Here is an 18,795-nt window from a genome sequence, read left to right as displayed (position 1 = left end):
TTCAGCGCCCCAGATAAACGTCAATAACCTGCTGGTTGTTCTGTACATGGTCCAGCGAACCTTCGGCCAGCACATGGCCCTCATGCAGCACCGTTACCCGGCAGTCCAGCGCCCGGATAAATTCCATATCGTGTTCCACCACAACCACCGAGCGTTCCCGGGCAATCTCCCGGAGCAGATCCGCCGTGCGAAAGGTTTCTTCGTCGGTCATGCCGGCGGCGGGTTCATCGACCAGTAAGAGTTCCGGCTCCTGTAACAGCAGCATGCCAATCTCCAGCCACTGCTTTTGTCCGTGGGAGAGGTTGGCGCCAAGATCATCCCGGCGTTCTGCAAGGTGAATCAGGTCAAGTGTGTCCGATATCTTCTGTTCATCGGTCTGGTCGATACGATGGAACAGGGTTGCGAACGGCGAGCGTCGTCCAGCCAGTGCCAGTTCAAGGTTTTCCCATACGGTCAGGCTTTCAATCACCGAAGGCTTCTGAAATTTGCGACCTATGCCCATATTGGCAACGGCCGCCTCATCGAAGCGAGTCAGGTCGGTATCGGCACTGCTGTTATCAGCCTGCCGATAGAGCACCTTGCCTTCATCGGGGCGAGTTTTTCCGGTAATCACATCCATCATGGTGCTTTTACCGGCGCCGTTCGGGCCAATCATCGCCCGCAGTTCACCCTTGCGAATCAACAGTGAAAGATCGTTCAGGGCTTTAAAGCCATCAAAGCTGACGGTCACGCTGTCCAGATAGAGCAGGGTGTCATCTGGAATGGATTTGCCGTGGGTACTCTCAACCATGGTCGGCCACCTCCTTTAAAGCAGGTTGTTGGCGATGTGTACGCCAGCGTTCGAGTACCGGTCCAACAACACCAACCAGTCCTTTAGGCAGCCAAAGAGTGCTGACCACAAACAGTGCGCCCAACGCAAACAGCCACACTTCCGGAAAAGCACCGGTGAACCAGGTTTTGGCATAGCTCACCATCAGGGCACCAATCACAGCGCCAAATAATGTGCCACGGCCACCGATGGCAACCCAGATCACCAGTTCAATAGAATTGATAGGGGAGAACTCACCCGGGTTGATAATGCCAACCTGCGGCACATACAAGGCGCCGGCAATACCAGCCAGCATGGCGGAGACGACAAAGGCCAACAGTTTGAAATGTTCGACCCGGTAACCGAGGAAGCGGGTCCGGCTTTCGGCATCACGTACGGCAACGAGCACACGGCCATAACGGCTGTTGACCAATGCCCGGCAGAGCAGATAACCGGCGATCAATGCCAATGAGGAGAGCAGGAATAAAACCGCCCGGGTTGAATCAGCCTGCAGATCAAACCCAAGAATATCCTTAAAGTCGGTCAGGCCGTTGTTACCGCCAAAGCCAAAGTCATTCTGGAAGAACATCAGCATCAGGGCATACGTCAGTGCCTGGGTAATGATGGAGAGATAAACGCCGGTGACCCGTGAACGGAATGCCAGCCAACCAAACAGGAAGGCCAGTACCCCTGGCACCAGCAGTACCATCAGGGCAGCGAACCAGAACTGGTCAAAACCCTGCCAGTACCAGGGTAGCGTCTGCCAATCCAGAAACACCATAAAGTCGGGCAGATCGGGGTTGCCGTATACGCCCCGGTCGCCGATCTGGCGCATCAGATACATGCCCATGGCATAACCGCCCAGTGCAAAGAACGCACCGTGGCCAAGACTGAGAATTCCGCAGTAGCCCCACACCAGATCCAGCGCCAAAGCCAGCAGGCCATAGCACAGGTATTTGCCGAGCAGTGTGACCATATAGGTGCTGACATGCAGCGGGGAAGATTCTGGCACCAGCAGGTTCAGCGCCAGTACCAGCACAGTCGCAATGGCAAGAGTGGCCAGAAACCAGCGTCCGCCTCTGTCGTTTAGTAGCAGCCGCGTGACCGAGCCGCCTTGAAGTTTCGTCGTCATGGAGGCTCCTTATGACTCGATGGCACGGCCCTTGAGGGCAAACAGTCCGCGTGGTCGCTTCTGGATAAACAGGATGATAAAGACCAGTACCAGAATCTTGGCGATCACTGCCCCGGCCCATGGCTCGATAAATTTGTTAACGATGCCCAGCCCCATAGCGGCGACGAAGGTTCCCCACAGATTGCCGACACCACCGAACACCACCACCATAAACGAGTCGATTATGTAGTTCTGACCGAGGTTAGGGCCGACGTTAGTTAGCTGGGAGAGTGCGACACCGGCAATCCCGGCAATACCAGAACCCAGACCAAAGGTGAGAGCATCAACCTGACCAGTGCGAATACCCATGGAGCTGGCCATAGCCCGGTTCTGGGTCACGGCACGCATAGACAATCCGGCGCGGGTGTATTTCAAAACAAACAGCAGGCCGAGGAACACCGCCAGACTAAACCCAATCACCACCACACGGTTTACCGTCAGCGACAGCATCTCATTGATAACAATCGAGCCACTCATCCATTCCGGTGTGATAACGCTCTGGTTCAGTGGCGAGAAGATAGAGCGTACCGCCTGTTGCAGAATCAGGCTGACACCAAATGTCGCCAGCAGGGTTTCCAAGGGGCGGCCGTAGAGATGACGTATCACTGTGCGCTCGATCAGAACACCAGTGGCTCCGGCTACCAGAAAGGCCAGCGGCAAAGAGATAAACAGTGAAGCGCCAATATGATCAGGCAGCAGACTTTGTACAACGAATGTTGTGTAGGCCCCGAGCATAATCATCTCGCCGTGGGCCATATTGATCACGCCCATCACCCCAAAGGTAATCGCGAGGCCGATTGCAGAAAGCAGCAACACCGAGCCGAGGCTCAGGCCAAAGAAGGTGTTTTCAATCGCTCCATAAAAACGACGGCGTTGTTCGATATCGGCCAGGGATTTATTGATGGCTGCCAGCAGGGCTTGATCATCGGTATTGGCCTGTTGGGCGAGCAAGGCTTGTGCCGCAACAGGGTGGTTGGAGTCTCCCAGCTGTTGGGCTGCTTTGATCTGTTCCTGTGGTGTACCGGATTCCAGTGCATCAACAGCCAGCCCGGTGGCGATCAAGGCTTGCAGATCAGTGTTTTGTTCTTGTTGCTGTACCTGATTCAGCAGCGCCAGACTTTCTGCGCTGGTATCGCCCAGAAGGTTTTCAATCGCTTCCCGGCGCAGGTCTTTATTGGGAGATTGCAGATTTTGCAGAGAGAGTGTTGTGCGCAGCAGGCCGCGAAGCTTGTTATTCAAAGGAACCTTTTTGATAGCCCGCTTTTTGTGCAGACCCAGGTCAGCTCCGGAGACGAGATCAGTCACTCGGTAGCGTTTGTCTTCTTTAACTGACAGCACCAGCTGCTTTGAGGATTTCAGAACAAACAGTTCGCCATCCAGCCATAACTGTGCGGCTTTGAGAGAGAGAGCATCAGGGCTGGATGCCAGAGTCGAGGCTAACTGTTCCCGTTCGGTCCAGGACCCTTTTAATAATTGTTGGCCAAGGTCGTCTGGCAGGGCCTGTGCCAATGACGGCAGGCACAGCATCACCAAAACGGCCAGGCGCTGTAATACCTTCATAAAAAGCCTTGTTATGTTATGCGGTGGGAAAGGTGCACGCCGGAACGTGGGTTGTCGGGTTCCGGCGTACAGAGTTGGGTCAGTGCTTACTCATACTTCTGACCAGAGCAGACACCGGTTTCCAGGCTGTAGTTGCCGCACTTCACCGGGGAGGTCCAGTCGGCAATGATCTTGGCGCTTTCCGGCAGGAAGTCGGTCCAGGCATCACCGATCACGCCGCCGCTGGTTTCCCAGACAATCTCAAACTGGCCATCATCCTGAATCTCGCCAATCAGCACCGGTTTGGTCAGGTGATGGTTGGTGTTCATCACAGCGGTGCCACCGGTCAGGTTAGGTACGGTCACGCCGTAGATCGCATCACGCACCGCATCAACTTCTGTAGAACCGGCCTTTTCAACCGCTTTAGCCCACATGTTAAAGCCGATATAAGTGGCTTCCATTGGATCGTTGGTGACGCGCTCTTCATCCTTGATAAAGGTCTGCCAGGTATCGATAAACTCGTCGTTGACCTCACTTTCAGCACTCATGAAATAGTTCCAGGCTGCTAGATGACCGACCAGCGGTGCGGTATCGATACCAGACAGTTCCTCTTCACCCACAGAGAAGGCGATAACGGGAATATCTTCCGCCGAGATACCCTGGTTACCCAGTTCTTTGTAGAACGGAACATTGGCATCGCCATTGACGGTGGAGATCACGGCAGTCTTTTTGCCAGCGTTACCGAACTTCTTGATATCGGCGACGATGGTCTGCCAGTCCGAGTGACCGAACGGGGTGTAGTTAATCATGATGTCCTTCTCCGCCACGCCTTTGCTCTGCAGGTAAGACTCCAGAATCTTGTTGGTGGTACGCGGATAGACATAGTCCGTGCCAGCCAGAACAAAACGCTCAACGCTGCCACCGGCTTCGCTCATCAGGTAGTCCACTGCCGGAATCGCCTGCTGGTTAGGCGCGGCGCCGGTGTAGAAGACGTTCTTCGAGGACTCTTCCCCTTCATACTGCACCGGATAGAACATCAGGCCATTCAGCTCTTCCAGTACCGGCAGTACCGATTTGCGTGATACGGAAGTCCAGGAGCCGAAGATGACATCGACTTCTTCCTTCACCAGCAGCTCTCGGGCTTTTTCGGCAAACAGCGGCCAGTTGGAAGCGGGATCAACGACAACCGGCTCCAGTTTTTTGCCAAGCAGACCGCCTTCCTTGTTCTGCTTCTCGATCATCATCAGAACAGTGTCTTTTAATGTGGTTTCACTGATGGCCATGGTGCCGGACAGGGAGTGCAGCACGCCTACCTTGATTGTGTCTTCGGCAGCCTGAGCAATATTGGCGGTGGCTGCCAGTGAAACAGCCAGTGAGAGTCCTGTCAGTGTCGCTTTTATTGTTTTCATGGTCAGTCCTTGCGCGATTTGTAATGGTTTTGTTTGTTGTTAGTGCATTGTCCTTCGACGCTATGCAGTCATAGCAAGGTGAGTGCCAGCTGGTTCTGGATGGCTCTGGAGTAGTGTCTGCAGAGGTTTTGTTCGGTGGTTTCTGGATGATGCACTGCACTGTTGCGAATCGTTATTTCCCCGAGAGAGATGTGTATTGCGCACAAATTGTGCAGAGCAATGAGCTTCATATTGGGGCGTGGTGTGATATTTGCTTTGTGAAGGGAAGAATAAGAACAGAGGCAGGATGTCGTGACAGAGGCACTCAAACAGGCTTATCAAAATTGGCGGGCCTATCTGGAAGTATCGGTAGAGCGCTATAAGCAGCAAAGCATTCTTGGTAAGACCCGTCATTATGGCCCTTTGCGGCTGCAGCGACCGTTTTATCCCGAAGGGCAGGATCTGGCGCACCTTTATATATTGCATCCCCCGGGCGGGCTGGTGGCGGGAGATGAATTGGTGCAGCAGATTAAAGTGCAACCGAACGCTGCCGGTCTGGTGACCACGCCTGCTGCCGGCAAGGTCTATTACAACAAGGCTTCGGATAGCCAGATACAGAGGGTGGATATTACCGTTGCCCGGGGTGGCTCGTTGGAGTGGTTGCCTCAGGAGACCATTCTCTTTGAAGGTTGCCGGGCGGAATTGCATACCCGTATAAAGTTGGAGGCCGATGCAGCGTTTATTGGTTGGGATATTTTCTGCCTGGGACGGCAGGCATCTGGTGAAGGTTTCGATCATGGGCAGATGTTGCAGACGGTTGAGGTGAGCCGCTCTGGCAAGCCTCTGTTTATCGAACGTCTGCATCTGGAGCCTGGTGATGACAGGCTCGGCAATCTATTGGGATTGAACGGCGGTCGGGTGTTTGGCTCGATGATCGTCACCCTTGCTGAAGAGGTTGAACTCTCGGAATGGCATGAGCAGCTCTATGAGGCCGGCTTTGCTGCGGAGGTTGCCATGACGTATCGCAATGGCCTCCTTTTAGTGCGTTACCTCGGTCAGTCCTCCAGTCGGGCGCGCACTGTTTTTGAGCGTGTGTGGGGTTGGTGTCGTCCGTTGGTGAACGGTCGTGATGCCTGCCGGCCGCGGATCTGGAATACCTGAATGCTTAATAAATAGTCTTGTGCTGCCCTATGGTGCGCCAGGCTGTTTGTGGGTTGGTGTTGTGTTCGCTCATGGTGCGTCTTGTTGGTTGCCAAGTGCCCCGAGCTTTTCATCTGTGGCGCTGTGCGGGGAAGTTCCAGTTTGGCGCACTGTTTGCATTGAGTGATGAAAAAGTCATCGACAAAGCGCAGGGAACATTATGGAACTGACACCCCGGGAGAAAGACAAGCTTCTACTCTATACCGCCGCATTGGTTGCCGAGCGTCGTCTGGCTCGAGGCGTTAAGCTGAATTACCCGGAGTCTATTGCTCTGATCTCCATGCATATTATGGAAGGTGCCCGTGATGGCAAAACCGTTGCCCAGTTAATGAATGAAGGGCGCGAGGTGATCGGTCGCGGGCAGGTCATGGAAGGTATTGCCGAGATTATCCACGAAGTGCAGGTGGAAGCCACTTTTCCTGATGGCACCAAGTTGGTGACCGTTCACAACCCGATTCCCTGATATCAATAACAACAAGGGGCAAGCATGATTCCCGGTGAATTAATTACAGCTCCCGGAGAGCTGGCCATCAATACAGGGCGTGAGACACGTACCGTGGTTGTTGCCAATACCGGTGATCGACCGGTGCAGGTGGGCTCTCACTATCACTTTATGGAAACCAATCCGGCCTTGTCTTTTGATCGGGCATCGACCCGTGGCTTTCGGCTGAATATTCCTGCCGGCACAGCCGTTCGTTTTGAGCCGGGGCAGGATAGGGAAGTCGAGCTGGTGGCTTTTGCCGGTACCCGCACTATTTATGGATTTCGTGGTGAGGTGATGGGACCACTCGAAGAGGTATCTGATTCGGGAGAGGTGGTCTTATGAACCATACGACGATGGATAGAAGAACCTATGGGGAGATGTTTGGCCCTACTGTTGGCGACAAGGTTCGTTTGGGTGACACCAGTCTGTTTATCAGCCCGGAACAGGATTACACCGTTTACGGCGATGAGGTGAAGTTCGGTGGCGGCAAGGTTATCCGTGATGGCATGGGGCAAAGCCAGTCTCTTGATGCCGAGGTGCCGGATACGGTGATTACCAATGCGCTGATTCTTGATCACTGGGGTGTGGTGAAAGCGGATATCGCCATTAAGCACGGCAGGATTCAAACCATTGGCAAGGCCGGTAACCCGGATATGCAAGCTGGCGTCACTATCGTTGTTGGTCCCGGTACCGAAGTGATTGCCGGTGAAGGACAAATCGTAACCGCCGGTGGAGTGGATGCTCATATCCACTTTATCTGCCCGCAGCAGGTGGAAGAGGCACTCATGTCTGGCGTCACCACCATGCTGGGTGGCGGTACCGGCCCAGCCACAGGCACAAATGCCACAACCTGCACACCGGGTATCTGGCATATGAGCACCATGCTGCAGGCTGTTGATAGCCTTCCTATGAATATTGGTTTTCTGGGCAAAGGTAATGCGAGCCTGCCGGGTGCGCTGGAAGAGCAGGTACGAGCCGGTGCGATGGGCCTGAAACTCCATGAGGACTGGGGCACCACACCGGCATCGATCGACTGTTGTCTATCGGTGGCTGAGGATTACGATATTCAGGTTGCCATTCACACCGATACCCTGAATGAGTCAGGTTTTGTTGAAGATACGATTGCCGCATTCAAAGAGCGGGTTATCCACACCTACCATACCGAAGGGGCCGGTGGTGGACATGCGCCGGATATTATCAAGGCCTGTGGGCTGAGCAATGTACTGCCATCGTCTACTAATCCGACCCGACCGTACACCATCAATACTGTGGATGAACATCTCGATATGTTGATGGTCTGCCATCACCTCGACCCGAATATTCCTGAGGATGTGGCCTTTGCCGATTCCCGTATCCGCAGGGAAACCATTGCCGCCGAGGATATTCTCCATGATCTGGGGGCGTTCAGTATGATCGCATCGGATTCCCAGGCGATGGGGCGGGTGGGTGAGGTTGTCTCCCGTACCTGGCAGACCGCTCATAAGATGAAAGAGCAGCGTGGCGTTTTGCCGGAAGAAACCGGAGATAACGACAATTTCCGTGCCCGCCGTTATATCGCCAAGTACACCATTAATCCAGCGCTCACCCATGGTATTGCCCATGAAGTGGGTTCCGTAGAGGAAGGAAAGCTGGCGGATCTGGTGCTTTGGAAGCCTGCGTTCTTTGGTGTGAAACCTTCGCTGATTATCAAGGGTGGCGCGATTGCCGCTGCGCCAATGGGTGATCCGAATGCTTCTATCCCAACACCTCAACCCGTGCACTACCGCCCAATGTTTGGAGCCATGGGTAAGGCGGTCGAGAAAACCGCTTTGACCTTTGTTTCTCAGGCTGCGCTTGATAACGACATTCGCAGGGCGTTAGGCCTCGGCAAAACGCTGTCCGCCGTGCGCGGCTGCCGCACCGTTCAGAAGAAAGATATGGTGCTCAACAGTTGGCAGCCCCATATGGAAGTGCATCCGGAAACCTATGAGGTGCGAGCCGATGGTCAGTTGCTGACCTGTGAACCAGCGACCGTGGTGCCACTGGCACAGCGTTACTTCTTATTTTAATCAGCGGCTTTAAAGAGAATAACTATGTTGCAACTGACTGAACGATTAGAGGAACACCGGGCCGCTGACGACAGTATTTGCCTGCCTTTTGATGATCGTAAACGTGGTCGTCTAAAAGCCATAACGCTTAGTGGCAAGACTGCCGGCATTTTTCTGGAACGCGGTGAGGTGATGCGTCATGGCACGCTGCTCAAGGCGGAAACCGGTGAAGTGGTTGAGGTGCTCGCGGCGGATGAACAGGTGAGCACGGTGGTTTGTCAGAATCCACACTTGTTTGCCCGTGCCTGTTATCACCTGGGAAATCGCCACGTCCCACTGCAGATTGGTGCGACCGATAATGGTGCATCCCAGTGGCTGCGTTATCAGTGTGACCATGTACTGGATGAGATGCTGGAGCTGCTTGGCCTTGAAGTGGTGCAAGGCTCGGCACCGTTTGAGCCTGAAAATGGTGCTTATGCTCGGAGTGGTCACTCACATAGTCATTCACATGGCCATCACCACCACGATCATCATGAGCATTAAGTCATGAATCTGGCCAATGTTCTTTCGTTGTTGCATATCTCCAGCCCTTCATTGCCGATTGGCGCTTTTGCTTATTCCCAGGGGTTGGAAACCGCGATTGATAAAGGCTGGTGCCATGATGAGCAGAGCACCGGGCGCTGGATACGGGATTTGATGGTGCAGGGGTTAGGCACGCTGGATATTCCTATGTTCCGTCGTTTGTATCAGGGCTGGGAGCAGCAGGATCGCGAGGCAATAAATTATTGGAATGACCGGTTGCTGGCTTTTCGGGAGACCAAAGAGCTGTTTACCGAGGATTGTCAGGTTGGTCGCACTTTTCAGACCTGGCATCGCACATTGCACGACGATAATCGTGTTGAGTGGCTGGAGCAGCCAACAGTGATTGCGATGTATACATTGGCATGTGTACGGCAGGAGATTCCGCAAACCATGGCAGCTACCGGTTTTTTATGGAGCTGGTGTGAAAATCAGGTGGCTTCGGCTTCCAAGGCGGTACCGCTGGGGCAAACCGCTGCCCAGCGGGTTTTGCAGAACCTGATTACCGAGATTGAGCCAGTGATTACAGCAGGCTTTGCTTTGGCTGATGAAGAGATTGGCAACAGTTTGCACCATTACGCCATGGCCAGTTCATGGCATGAACAACAGTATTCGCGGCTGTTTCGGTCCTGAGTTTGGCGGCTGCAGAGTGTTTGTTTTTCCGGGCTGCAGGGCTGTCCTGCCCTGAAGCCCTCTCAGGCCATCCATGGCCTTTGAAAAACAAACTCTCTGCAAGCCTTGGTCAGTATTGTCAGCCGCAAATAAAAATTTAGGGGAGGGTGTTATGAAACCACAAACATTAAGAGTAGGCGTCGGCGGTCCGGTAGGTTCCGGTAAAACCGCACTGCTGACGGCGGTGTGTCGTTCACTGCGCGAGCATTACAACATCGCAGTGGTGACCAACGATATTTACACCAAGGAAGATGCCCAGTTCCTGATGCGCCATGAGGCTTTGGAGCAGGATCGGATTATGGGCGTTGAGACTGGTGGTTGTCCGCATACTGCCATTCGTGAAGATGCTTCCATGAATCTGGCTGCGGTGGATGAGCTGTGCAACCGTCATCCGGGTCTGGAGATGGTGCTGGTGGAATCCGGTGGCGATAACCTGAGTGCGACGTTTAGCCCCGAGCTGTCTGATCTGACCATCTATGTGATTGATGTTTCCGCCGGTGACAAGATTCCCCGTAAAGGCGGCCCCGGTATCACCCGTTCCGATCTGTTGATTATCAATAAGGTGGATGTTGCACCGTTGGTCGGTGCTTCGCTTGAGGTAATGGATCGGGATACCCGCAAGATGCGTGGTGATCGTCCGTTTGTGTTTGCCAATATGAAAACCGGGCAGGGCCTGCGGGAGATTCTCGACTTTATTATTGAGCAGGGCATGTTGCCCGCTCGCCTGACTGACGATCAAAAACTGGGAGTGGCGGTATGACCATCAAAACAATAATGAAAGCACTGGCTCTGATGCTTATATCTTCTTCTGTGTATGCCCATCCTGGGGATCATGGCTTTGCTGGAGTCCTGCACTTTTTTACCGAGCCTGATCATCTGCTGATGTCTCTGGCGGTTGCCGGTGCGCTGGTTTGGGGATTAAGCCGTAGATCTAAGCGGGCTGAAAACCGGGTTAGTGATAAGGACTAAGGCTGAAGTGAGTTGCGCTGCCGATCGACAGAATCAGACCAGCAGCGCAATGGTCTTAAAATTTAAAGCTGCTATCAAAGTTCCACCCGGAGGTCACTGTTGGTGTGGCCGGAGGAGGTGAGTAGGATTGTGTACTGTTCACCGGACCAAAGAAGCCGAATCCCCGTTGATTGGGGGGATGGTGATGCCCACCACCAAAGTCGAGTTGGCTGGGGACTGCCCGCGCCAGCGGCGAAGACTGTGAAACTGGCTGCGGCATCATATCCAAAGGATGAAATCCTGTCCCATTCCCATGATAGGGAATATGTGGTGTCGTCGGTGTGTTGGTTGGTGGCCCGGGGATAGAGGGTGTCATTGGTGTTGAAGGCGTGAGCATTGGGCTTGGCGGAACGTTCATCCGGTTGCCGTTTGTGCTGGAGATACTGGTAATAAGCCGTGGCAGAGGTTTGTTGGCTTCTTTAAGTGCTTCATAGTTAGTGGTCATAGCCTGCATAACATTGCCGACATCGAAGGTCGATGCACTGGCAGAGTTTGGGACCTTTATCGGGGAGCGAGCTTCTTTGGGGCTGTTGGAGCTAACCGGCTCTGATTGGTTTTGCGTTCTCTGTTTCGGTGAGGCCTTCGGCTTGCTGTCCGGTGTTTTGCTCTCGGCTTTTTTAGTTATCACTGTTCTTTTACGCCCCTTGCTTTTTTTATGTGTTTGGGGAGCTGAGGATTCGTCTTTTAAGGCAAGGTCTTCACGCTTGTTTGCGGTTGGAACGGTGAAGTAAGCGACCTGTTCCCGCCAGAGCTTTCGGCCTGTTGGTGTGAGTTTGTGCTCCAGTTCACTGTGTCTGAGCCAGTAGGCGATGAGCCGATAATCTTCTTCCCGGCTGTAGTACGGCCCAAACACTGAAGCGGCCAGCGAGAAGCGGTTGTGAGCATTCAGGAGCGGGTCAGTCATTTCCGAAAACTTCATTTTATTGTCATGCAAAGCCATGTAGGCATTCCATGTTGTTTTCATATTCAGTGACAGGTTATAGCCCTCAAGCCCGAGGTTGGGCTCAACCCGGTCTTTATAAGGGTCGGCAGCCGCCTGTTTTTTCAGGGCTATGGTGGTTCTGCTGGTGGGGATCTGTAGGCGGTTTTGCCAAAGCTCTGGGTTACTGAAGTCACCAACCAGTTCCTGGAACTCTTGCTCCCAATCTATGGTCACGCCTTCGGGTAGCCGGACATCATTAATCCAGCGCAGCCGGTAGCGGAAGTATTCCAGCTCTTCTTCACTGAGCGGACTGTCTTCGGCAAAGGCAAGATGGTGAAGGTGGGCAATGGCCGGTAACAGGATGGCATCTCTATCGGTCACATATTGGAGAAAGTCTTCTAACGGCTTTTCGGGAAGAAGTTCGGGAGTGATTGTCACGATTGCAGGTGGTGGCGCTATATCATGACTTTGCAGCCATTCATCAATATAAAACAACAGATCGTTTAGCAGGCCATCCAGAGAGTACGCTTCGAGAAAATCAGGAGGGTTTTTCCAGGCCATAACAACATCTTCAAGATTGAAATGATGAGTAGTGAATGCCTTGGTAAATGCACGACTTTGGGCATCTGTTGTCAGCCATTCATGATAGGACTCCCAGGTGATTTCCTCTTCGGCATCAGGCTTCGGCGATCCCGTCGCAAAACATAAGCAGGAGAAGGTAAAGAATAAGAGAACGGCGGCACTGCGTAGTAAGGATTTTATAGTCACCAACGGTAGGCTGAGCACAGTCGTAACCCTTCTCTGAGGCAGTTGGGCAGAGCAGTTTAGAAGGTAATGACGAGGTTGCTGTTTATTCTGGGCTTAGCCCTAAATCCGGCGTCTGGAGCACTTACTTTGATTGGTTATAAGAATATCTGGCTCAGTTTCAAAATCGCATTTGAGTGGGGAGTGTGGTTGTACAAAATTCATCTATTGTATAAGTATTGATCAAATATCTGATTCTGGAGTTCTACCTCTAAGACAAAAAACACTTTGATATTCAGGGAGTGAATAATGAAGCAGTATCACTATCTGTTCGATTCTCTAAACGATCTCGAAAGAGCCTGTTACGATCTGGAAGATTTGGGCGTCGCCCATAATCATCTCCACGTTGCTAACAACAATCACCTGTCCCTTGAGAAGAAACATTTAAATGATGTCGGGACCTTTGGTGATACCGATTTAATTCACAGCGGTTTACGCGGCTTAATTATTGGTGTCGTGGCGTCTGCTGTTTGCGGAACTCTGACCTGGATGTACTTTGGTCATCATGAATTGGGTGGAGTGATTACAGCCTTTGTGTCGCTGATTGCCCTTGGCTTCAGTACCTGGCTGGGTGGGTTGATTGGCGCCAACCATGATAACTGGCGATTGTCGCCTTACCACGACCTTCTGGCTGATGGCAAAAGCCTGCTGATTGTGGATATGGAATCAGGGCAGGAAGAACAAGTGCAACGTCTGATGGCTTCCCAACACCGGGAGGCTGTTCATACCGGTGAGTCCTCTTCGGTTGACTCTCCTCTGAAAGGTGGCTGGCATCTCCACCTGAAGGAGTTTAAACAGGTAGCCTGATTCGCTACCGGGGACCATTCCGGAAAGCAGGCCATGGTGTTGCCCACCATGATAGAGGCTCGGGGAAACACGCCTCTATGACACCGATGGCCTGCGGATTTTTTACTTCTTTTTCGTGAGTCGGTAGAGGCGGTTTGGCTCTTCGACGATATAGATGTCACCTTTATCATCCATCGCCACACCTTCTGCTTGGGTAATACCAGTACCTGGCAGCCAGCCCAGATCTATGGAGCTGATAATATCCCCATCCATGGTAATTTCTGACAGCAGAGATGACTGGTCACTCAACACCAGCAGGTTGCCACTACGGCTATCCAGGTGCAGGCCGGAGAGGTCCTGATTATCCCGGGCGACAGCTTTGTTCAAACCTTCGTCCTGACTGACTTCCAGATTATTGCGGCTCTCGGAGATAAAGCCTTTGATCCGGTAGATGGTTAAAGGATCCCGCTCCTTGGCCACAAATATACTCTGGCTCTCAGGGTGCCAGGCCAGACCTTCAAAACCTTTATTACGGCCGGCGCCAATACCAATCGTCACAATAGGGCTGTCAGCCCGATCCAGAGTCTGGGTATCCGCTTTGATCACCACCTGACCAACATCCTGCCGGCGTTCATCGGCCACCAGAAAGGTATCATTGCCAATCCAGGTGATCGCCTCGACATCATGGAATCCCTTCAGGGGGATGATGCGCAGAATCTGGCCATCCGGTTTGAATTCGACAACCCGGGGAGGATCATTGGCAACGGCGAACAGCGTCTGGGTATCGCTGCTCCAGGTCAGCCCGGAAATTTCGGTAATGTTGTCCAGCAGAATTGGCTGGCCATCAATATGATACTGGTTAAGCCAGATGGAACGGTCTTTCAGTTCGGCCGGGGTAATGTATTCCGCCAGTTGCCGGTAGGCTATGTCATCAATATTGGTCTGATGAGCAACCAGAAGGGCCGCGCAGGCAATTAATGCGCAACGCAACGGCTTGCGGAAGCGCTTGTAGGCACGCTTGAAGGGATGGCGCAGTTTGTCGGGGTGTAGGGTCAGAGAAGACATGCTTCGCAACTCTTAATACTAATCAGCTGCAGTATGTGCCGGGGCCTGTGAAATTCCTATTTCAGTTTTCCGTAGTTTTTATGACCCTGCTCCCTGCCGGTCTACTGCAAAATATGAATCAAAACGTCAAATGACGTATATCTGGATAATTCGCAACTATGATCCATAGTTCTTGCTCTTTCAACACAACAAACGAGAGTAGGATATGCATTCAGGAACTGGCGTGCGGTTTGGAAAAGCTATGTTGGCTGCCGGGGTACTGCTATGGGGAGCGGCTTCCGGAGGGGCTTTCGCAGATGGCGGTGCTGTTGATGCGTCTGTTGCTGATAGCCAGGCTTTTCTCGATGAGAACCAGTACACCCTGAATGGTATACAGCGGTACGAATATATCTTTGGCGAGGATTTCTGCAGCATCGGGGGGCTGGATACCACCCGTGACCTCACCGCCCAGCTGAATCTTGAACCTGGTGATCGTGTGCTGGATGTTGGCTCCGGTATGGGCGGCAGTGCTTTTTATATGGCCCGCGAGTATGGGGCGATTGTCGAGGGCGTTGATCTGTCCCGGAATATGGTGACGTCAGCCCGGAATAAGGCTGAGCAGCGTAATCTGTCAGTCAGCTTTAATATTCTTGATGTGACGGATGCTGACTTCCCGGCCAATAGCTTTGATGTGATCTACAGCCGGGATGTGATCATGCATATCGAAGATAAAGCTGCTTTGTATAAGAAGCTGTTTAAATGGCTCAAGCCGGGCGGCCAGCTTCTGGTTTCAGATTACTGCACCGGTGATGGTTCCTGGACGGACGAGTTTCGTGATTATGTTGCGGCCCGTCACTATCACCTGCTGACCGTTGAAGATTATGAAACGATGCTGCAGAACGTTGGCTTTACTCAGGTGCGGGCGGAGAACCGTACCGATATATTTGAGCAGTCGCTGACCAAGGAGCTTGCCCGTATTCAGGATAATAAAGGCGAATTCCTGAGCCTGTTCACCTCTAAAGACTACGAGGATTTGACTCAGGGCTGGCAGATTAAGCTGGAACGCAATCGTAATGGCTTACAGCATTGGGGTGTATTCCATGCCATCAAGCCCTGATTGATCAGGAAAGAATATGAGTCGCGGTCAGCGACTCATATTCTGCACTATTTCAGGACGTTATTGACTCAAGCCGCAGGGCGCCACTTTTCAATCCGTTCCACTCTGTCTTTGGTACGCTGTTCTACAGGAACATCCTTCCAGTTCTCTCCATACCATCTTTTCATCAGGCGCGGATACCAGCGAGCCATATAAAGCCCATAAGGCAGAAGGAAACGGCTACGTCCCAGTTCTGCCTGCTTGCCAGTGGCTGGTGCATCATTATTGTGGGCAAGGTCTTCGGGTGTGAGACCCAGATCTTCCAGAGAGTCGCCAATCCATTGCACAACTTTTACCGGTGTTCCGGTCACGGTACCTTGCTCGATGGCCTGAAAGCGACGTGCCTTTTCGAGGTTCAGCTCAGGATTATGATCCTCCAGCATCAGCAGATGATTTTCCGCTGGCATGGGGTAACCGGCTCGGGCCAAAGCCTGCAGTAAATAGATGCGCATATTTCTGCCATCGGCAGCCACCGCCCGGCGGTTGGTGACATAAAAAATCTCGCCCCCCGCAAATTGCACTGTATCCAGATAGGCTTTTGCTCCGGGTACCTGTCTTGGCGGCAGCTGCAGGGTCGCCAGATAATGAAACAGCTCAAGGGGTTGATGGCTGTGATCATTCAGGAAGACATGGGCGTAATATTCGAGATCAACCAGCACTGTGCCATCAATATCAATAATAACGGCAGTGTTCGGCTCAGGCTTGTTCAGCCAGTACTGGCTGGCCCGGTTATAGACCTGTCGGGTAATAAATGGGTATTCGGCGGCGTGGGCATTCCAGAGTAGTAACTGGCCCAGTTCCTCACCGGCAATACCGTTAATGGACGGTTGGAAATGATCCGGGCGGGTGAGAAAAGGATCGGCCAGCTTGTGAAAGCGATCGTGACGCTTCTGCATTTCGTCCGTGGCATCACCGGTGCAGTTGCCATGGGTAATGCATTCCCAGCGGCCATAAACAACATTGGTATGCAGCAGTGCATTTTGTCCGGGAAGATTGGGATATTGCTCAAGAAACTGTTTCTGCTGATCGGCCTGTATACCGTGAACCAAGCCCAGATCGGACACTTTGTCACCCAGCGTTAGTACCAGTTTGTAGGGCGGTTGATCACGCCATTGCTGAATATAATCAAACTTCTGCATAGACAGGCTGATATGCAGATGATCCACGGATGTTTGTGGAAACTGCGCCTGCTTCAACATTGAGAGCGTGGCGGGGTGGACAGAAGGATCCAGACTGCGTGCGGTGAGATAGTGAATATCGACGCCCATGGCATCAGCCTGCTTCAGAAAATCAAGGGCTCCTGGTTTAGGAATGGGAGGCTGGGCGCTCCACCACAAAAGATCCCGCTCATGGGTGAGAAGATCATTAGTCCCCAGAAAACCGGCAAAGTAAGCGGTGCTGTTGATTAGGGTGTCATCAATATCGACAACCAGCACAGGCTTCTTCTGCTCGGCTTTGGCCAGACGGGATTCACGGGCAAGAATGTCCGTCGCCATGTTAAAGGTTTGCAATGACAACGCCGTACTTTCATCCGAGTGCTGTTGCCAGAGCAGAGCGAGATGCATCTGTCGGTAGAGGTCCTGCCATTCGGCAGACTCTGTTTGTATAGCTGCATGGCCTAACGATGCAAAGAGCCAAAGCAGAAGCAAAGTATTGCGGCTTTGCTGCCATATCTCCTGGAACAGCCTCTGGAATAGCATCGTCTGGTTAAGGGAAAAGTCACGCCAACTTTTGTTGATTAGCCTCATCATTGTTTTGACCTTTGTTTCGGGGCGGCAAAAGTGTAATGCAAAGAGGCTGGAACGCACGTTGGCTCACAACTGGTTGCGCTTCTTGGGTCAATTGATTAGTTGGTGGAAAGATATGTAGGCAGCTACGAATGGCAAACCGTTATTCTATTGTTTTGCCATTCGCAGTGAAGTGCTGAGTCTCAAGACAGGCGGTTACGGAAATCCTGATAACCAAACGCTTTAACGATCTTCAGTTGATCGGTTTCTGAATTCCAGATGGCCAGTGCCGGCAGATTAATGCCGTTAAAGGTGGTGGTTTTGACCATGGTGTAATGGCTCATATCATCCCAGATCAGTCTCTGCCCAATAGCCAGAGGTTGATCAAAGCTGTAATCCCCCATCACATCACCGGCCAGACAGGTCATGCCGCCCAGACGATAGGTATGCGCTCTCTCATCCGCTTCCCCGGCCTCGAAGATATCCGCACGGTAAGGCATCTCTAAAGTATCAGGCATATGGCAGGTGGCCGAAGTATCGAGGATAGCGAGGCTCATGGTGTTATGGGTAATATCCAGAACTTCGCTGACCAGCACGCCGGTACGAATAGCAATGGCTTCCCCCGGCTCCAGATAAACCTGCACACTGTATTGTTTTTGAAAGGCTTTGATACGTTGAATCAGCGCATCAACATCATAGCTCGGGTCGGTGATCAGATGACCGCCGCCAAAGTTAACCCACTCAAGGGTAGGCAGTAGGTCACCCAGCTTCTGTTCAACAGCAGTCAGCGTACGATCCAGCGCATCGAACCCCTGTTCGCACAAAGTATGGAAGTGCAGGCCGGAAATCCCGTCGAGCTGAGATGTATCCAGCTGACTGAGAGGAATACCCAAACGGGAGCAGGGAGCACAGGGATCATAGATCGGGGTGGCACCTTCGGAATGTTCCGGGTTTACCCGCAGGCCAAACCGTAACTCCGGCCGCAAAGCTTTCGCGGCTTGAACCTGTGGCTGGAAACGCTGCCACTGGCTGTGGGAATTAAAGACCACATGGTTGGAGATCTTCAGAATCTCCTGTAAATCCTGCTCGGAATAGGCGGCAGAAAAGGTATGCACCTCGCCTTGTTGACTATTACCACCAAACTCTTCATAACCCAACTGCGCTTCATGCAGACCACTGGCACAGGTGCCGGACAGGTAGCGGGTGATCAGCGGAGCCAGGCTGAACATGGAAAAGGCTTTGAGCGCCAGCAGAACTTTGGCACCAGATTCTTCCTGAACCCGGTTCAGAATTTTCAGGTTGTTCTCAACGGCAACCTCATCGACCACAAAGCAGGGGGAGGGAACCCGGGTTGCATCAAATTTTAAAAAAGAGCGGCTTTTTATCATTTTAAAAGTGTTGTCTCTGAAAGAGCCGTTTGCTCAACACGTGACGTACCAGAACTCAGGTGTTTCTCTCAAACGCCAGGGACTGGCGTGGG

18 protein-coding genes are annotated in these 18,795 nt (G+C 52.6%); 10 read left to right on the top strand and 8 right to left on the bottom strand.

Annotated features, from left to right (window positions below; all coding sequences use genetic code 11):
- Window position 1: 1 nt before the first annotated feature.
- From urtD to urtA, 4 genes are all read right to left on the bottom strand, one after another.
- Window positions 2-790, bottom strand: a complete 789-nt coding sequence (urtD, locus tag EHSB41UT_RS06720; protein ID WP_087108127.1) for an urea ABC transporter ATP-binding protein UrtD — start codon at window positions 788-790, stop codon at window positions 2-4.
- On the bottom strand, window positions 783-1,940 hold the full coding sequence (gene urtC / locus EHSB41UT_RS06715; RefSeq protein ID WP_087108125.1) for an urea ABC transporter permease subunit UrtC: 1,158 nt from the start codon (window positions 1,938-1,940) through the stop codon (window positions 783-785). Before urtC ends, urtD begins: the two co-directional genes overlap by 8 nt.
- A 9-nt stretch (window positions 1,941-1,949) precedes the next feature.
- Complete coding sequence (urtB, locus tag EHSB41UT_RS06710) at window positions 1,950-3,539, bottom strand: urea ABC transporter permease subunit UrtB (protein ID WP_207626583.1); 1,590 nt, start codon at window positions 3,537-3,539, stop codon at window positions 1,950-1,952.
- Window positions 3,540-3,625: 86 nt separating this feature from the next.
- On the bottom strand, window positions 3,626-4,927 hold the full coding sequence (gene urtA, locus EHSB41UT_RS06705; protein WP_087108121.1) for an urea ABC transporter substrate-binding protein: 1,302 nt from the start codon (window positions 4,925-4,927) through the stop codon (window positions 3,626-3,628).
- A 291-nt stretch (window positions 4,928-5,218) separates the two neighbouring features.
- Between urtA and EHSB41UT_RS06700 the strand changes: the two genes are divergently transcribed.
- The 8 genes from EHSB41UT_RS06700 (at window position 5,219) to EHSB41UT_RS06665 (ending at window position 10,837) form a co-directional block, all read left to right on the top strand.
- Window positions 5,219-6,067, top strand: coding sequence for an urease accessory protein UreD (locus tag EHSB41UT_RS06700; RefSeq protein WP_087108119.1), 849 nt, complete (start codon window positions 5,219-5,221; stop codon window positions 6,065-6,067).
- A gap of 199 nt (window positions 6,068-6,266) precedes the next feature.
- Entirely contained in the window at window positions 6,267-6,569 is a 303-nt protein-coding gene (locus EHSB41UT_RS06695; protein WP_087108117.1) for an urease subunit gamma, read from the top strand.
- Window positions 6,570-6,593: 24 nt separating this feature from the next.
- Complete coding sequence (locus EHSB41UT_RS06690) at window positions 6,594-6,932, top strand: urease subunit beta (RefSeq protein WP_087108115.1); 339 nt, start codon at window positions 6,594-6,596, stop codon at window positions 6,930-6,932.
- The gene (gene ureC / locus EHSB41UT_RS06685; RefSeq protein WP_087108113.1) at window positions 6,929-8,638 is read left to right on the top strand and encodes an urease subunit alpha; all 1,710 of its coding nucleotides are present in this window, start codon (window positions 6,929-6,931) and stop codon (window positions 8,636-8,638) included. The genes EHSB41UT_RS06690 and ureC overlap by 4 nt, the downstream gene beginning before the upstream one ends.
- Window positions 8,639-8,662: 24 nt before the next feature.
- Complete coding sequence (gene ureE, locus EHSB41UT_RS06680; RefSeq protein WP_087108111.1) at window positions 8,663-9,160, top strand: urease accessory protein UreE; 498 nt, start codon at window positions 8,663-8,665, stop codon at window positions 9,158-9,160.
- Between the two features lie 3 nt (window positions 9,161-9,163).
- A complete protein-coding gene (locus EHSB41UT_RS06675) occupies window positions 9,164-9,829 on the top strand; it encodes an urease accessory protein UreF (RefSeq protein WP_087108109.1) in 666 nt (221 codons plus the stop codon).
- A gap of 151 nt (window positions 9,830-9,980) precedes the next feature.
- Complete coding sequence (gene ureG / locus EHSB41UT_RS06670) at window positions 9,981-10,628, top strand: urease accessory protein UreG (RefSeq protein ID WP_087108969.1); 648 nt, start codon at window positions 9,981-9,983, stop codon at window positions 10,626-10,628.
- Window positions 10,625-10,837, top strand: a complete 213-nt coding sequence (locus EHSB41UT_RS06665; protein ID WP_087108107.1) for a HupE/UreJ family protein — start codon at window positions 10,625-10,627, stop codon at window positions 10,835-10,837. The genes ureG and EHSB41UT_RS06665 overlap by 4 nt, the downstream gene beginning before the upstream one ends.
- A 55-nt stretch (window positions 10,838-10,892) precedes the next feature.
- On the opposite strand, the gene EHSB41UT_RS06660 is transcribed toward EHSB41UT_RS06665, so the two are convergent.
- The gene (locus tag EHSB41UT_RS06660) at window positions 10,893-12,566 is read right to left on the bottom strand and encodes a hypothetical protein (RefSeq protein WP_087108105.1); all 1,674 of its coding nucleotides are present in this window, start codon (window positions 12,564-12,566) and stop codon (window positions 10,893-10,895) included.
- A gap of 285 nt (window positions 12,567-12,851) precedes the next feature.
- Between EHSB41UT_RS06660 and EHSB41UT_RS06655 the strand changes: the two genes are divergently transcribed.
- Window positions 12,852-13,409 (top strand): hypothetical protein, encoded by a 558-nt coding sequence (locus EHSB41UT_RS06655; protein WP_087108103.1) that lies wholly within the window; start codon window positions 12,852-12,854, stop codon window positions 13,407-13,409.
- 102 nt (window positions 13,410-13,511) lie between these two features.
- On the opposite strand, the gene EHSB41UT_RS06650 is transcribed toward EHSB41UT_RS06655, so the two are convergent.
- The gene (locus EHSB41UT_RS06650) at window positions 13,512-14,453 is read right to left on the bottom strand and encodes an SdiA-regulated domain-containing protein (protein WP_087108101.1); all 942 of its coding nucleotides are present in this window, start codon (window positions 14,451-14,453) and stop codon (window positions 13,512-13,514) included.
- Window positions 14,454-14,658: 205 nt separating this feature from the next.
- On the opposite strand from EHSB41UT_RS06650, the gene EHSB41UT_RS06645 reads away from it, so the two are divergent.
- Complete coding sequence (locus tag EHSB41UT_RS06645) at window positions 14,659-15,549, top strand: methyltransferase domain-containing protein (protein WP_087108099.1); 891 nt, start codon at window positions 14,659-14,661, stop codon at window positions 15,547-15,549.
- A 68-nt stretch (window positions 15,550-15,617) separates the two neighbouring features.
- Here EHSB41UT_RS06645 and EHSB41UT_RS06640 read toward each other — a convergent pair whose 3' ends face one another.
- Together EHSB41UT_RS06640 and nspC are read right to left on the bottom strand one after the other, a co-directional pair.
- Window positions 15,618-17,339, bottom strand: a complete 1,722-nt coding sequence (locus EHSB41UT_RS06640) for an HAD family acid phosphatase (protein WP_087108097.1) — start codon at window positions 17,337-17,339, stop codon at window positions 15,618-15,620.
- A gap of 179 nt (window positions 17,340-17,518) precedes the next feature.
- Entirely contained in the window at window positions 17,519-18,703 is a 1,185-nt protein-coding gene (gene nspC / locus EHSB41UT_RS06635; protein WP_087108095.1) for a carboxynorspermidine decarboxylase, read from the bottom strand.
- Between the last annotated feature and the right edge of the window lie 92 nt (window positions 18,704-18,795).

This window comes from Parendozoicomonas haliclonae (assembly GCF_900174585.1).
GTDB classification, from domain to species: Bacteria; Pseudomonadota; Gammaproteobacteria; order Pseudomonadales; family Endozoicomonadaceae; genus Sansalvadorimonas; species Sansalvadorimonas haliclonae.
This window is presented reverse-complemented; position numbering and strand designations above follow the sequence as displayed.

Coding starts and splice junctions, on each gene's coding strand:
- ureC (WP_087108113.1), top strand. CDS start 6,929: ATGAACCATACGACGATGGATAGAAGAACCTATGGGGAGATGTTTGGC.
- EHSB41UT_RS06675 (WP_087108109.1), top strand. CDS start 9,164: ATGAATCTGGCCAATGTTCTTTCGTTGTTGCATATCTCCAGCCCTTCA.
- ureG (WP_087108969.1), top strand. CDS start 9,981: ATGAAACCACAAACATTAAGAGTAGGCGTCGGCGGTCCGGTAGGTTCC.
- EHSB41UT_RS06690 (WP_087108115.1), top strand. CDS start 6,594: ATGATTCCCGGTGAATTAATTACAGCTCCCGGAGAGCTGGCCATCAAT.
- urtD (WP_087108127.1), bottom strand. CDS start 790: ATGGTTGAGAGTACCCACGGCAAATCCATTCCAGATGACACCCTGCTC.
- EHSB41UT_RS06640 (WP_087108097.1), bottom strand. CDS start 17,339: ATGATGAGGCTAATCAACAAAAGTTGGCGTGACTTTTCCCTTAACCAG.
- EHSB41UT_RS06665 (WP_087108107.1), top strand. CDS start 10,625: ATGACCATCAAAACAATAATGAAAGCACTGGCTCTGATGCTTATATCT.
- ureE (WP_087108111.1), top strand. CDS start 8,663: ATGTTGCAACTGACTGAACGATTAGAGGAACACCGGGCCGCTGACGAC.
- EHSB41UT_RS06695 (WP_087108117.1), top strand. CDS start 6,267: ATGGAACTGACACCCCGGGAGAAAGACAAGCTTCTACTCTATACCGCC.
- nspC (WP_087108095.1), bottom strand. CDS start 18,703: ATGATAAAAAGCCGCTCTTTTTTAAAATTTGATGCAACCCGGGTTCCC.
- urtA (WP_087108121.1), bottom strand. CDS start 4,927: ATGAAAACAATAAAAGCGACACTGACAGGACTCTCACTGGCTGTTTCA.
- EHSB41UT_RS06650 (WP_087108101.1), bottom strand. CDS start 14,453: ATGTCTTCTCTGACCCTACACCCCGACAAACTGCGCCATCCCTTCAAG.
- EHSB41UT_RS06655 (WP_087108103.1), top strand. CDS start 12,852: ATGAAGCAGTATCACTATCTGTTCGATTCTCTAAACGATCTCGAAAGA.
- EHSB41UT_RS06645 (WP_087108099.1), top strand. CDS start 14,659: ATGCATTCAGGAACTGGCGTGCGGTTTGGAAAAGCTATGTTGGCTGCC.
- urtC (WP_087108125.1), bottom strand. CDS start 1,940: ATGACGACGAAACTTCAAGGCGGCTCGGTCACGCGGCTGCTACTAAAC.
- urtB (WP_207626583.1), bottom strand. CDS start 3,539: ATGAAGGTATTACAGCGCCTGGCCGTTTTGGTGATGCTGTGCCTGCCG.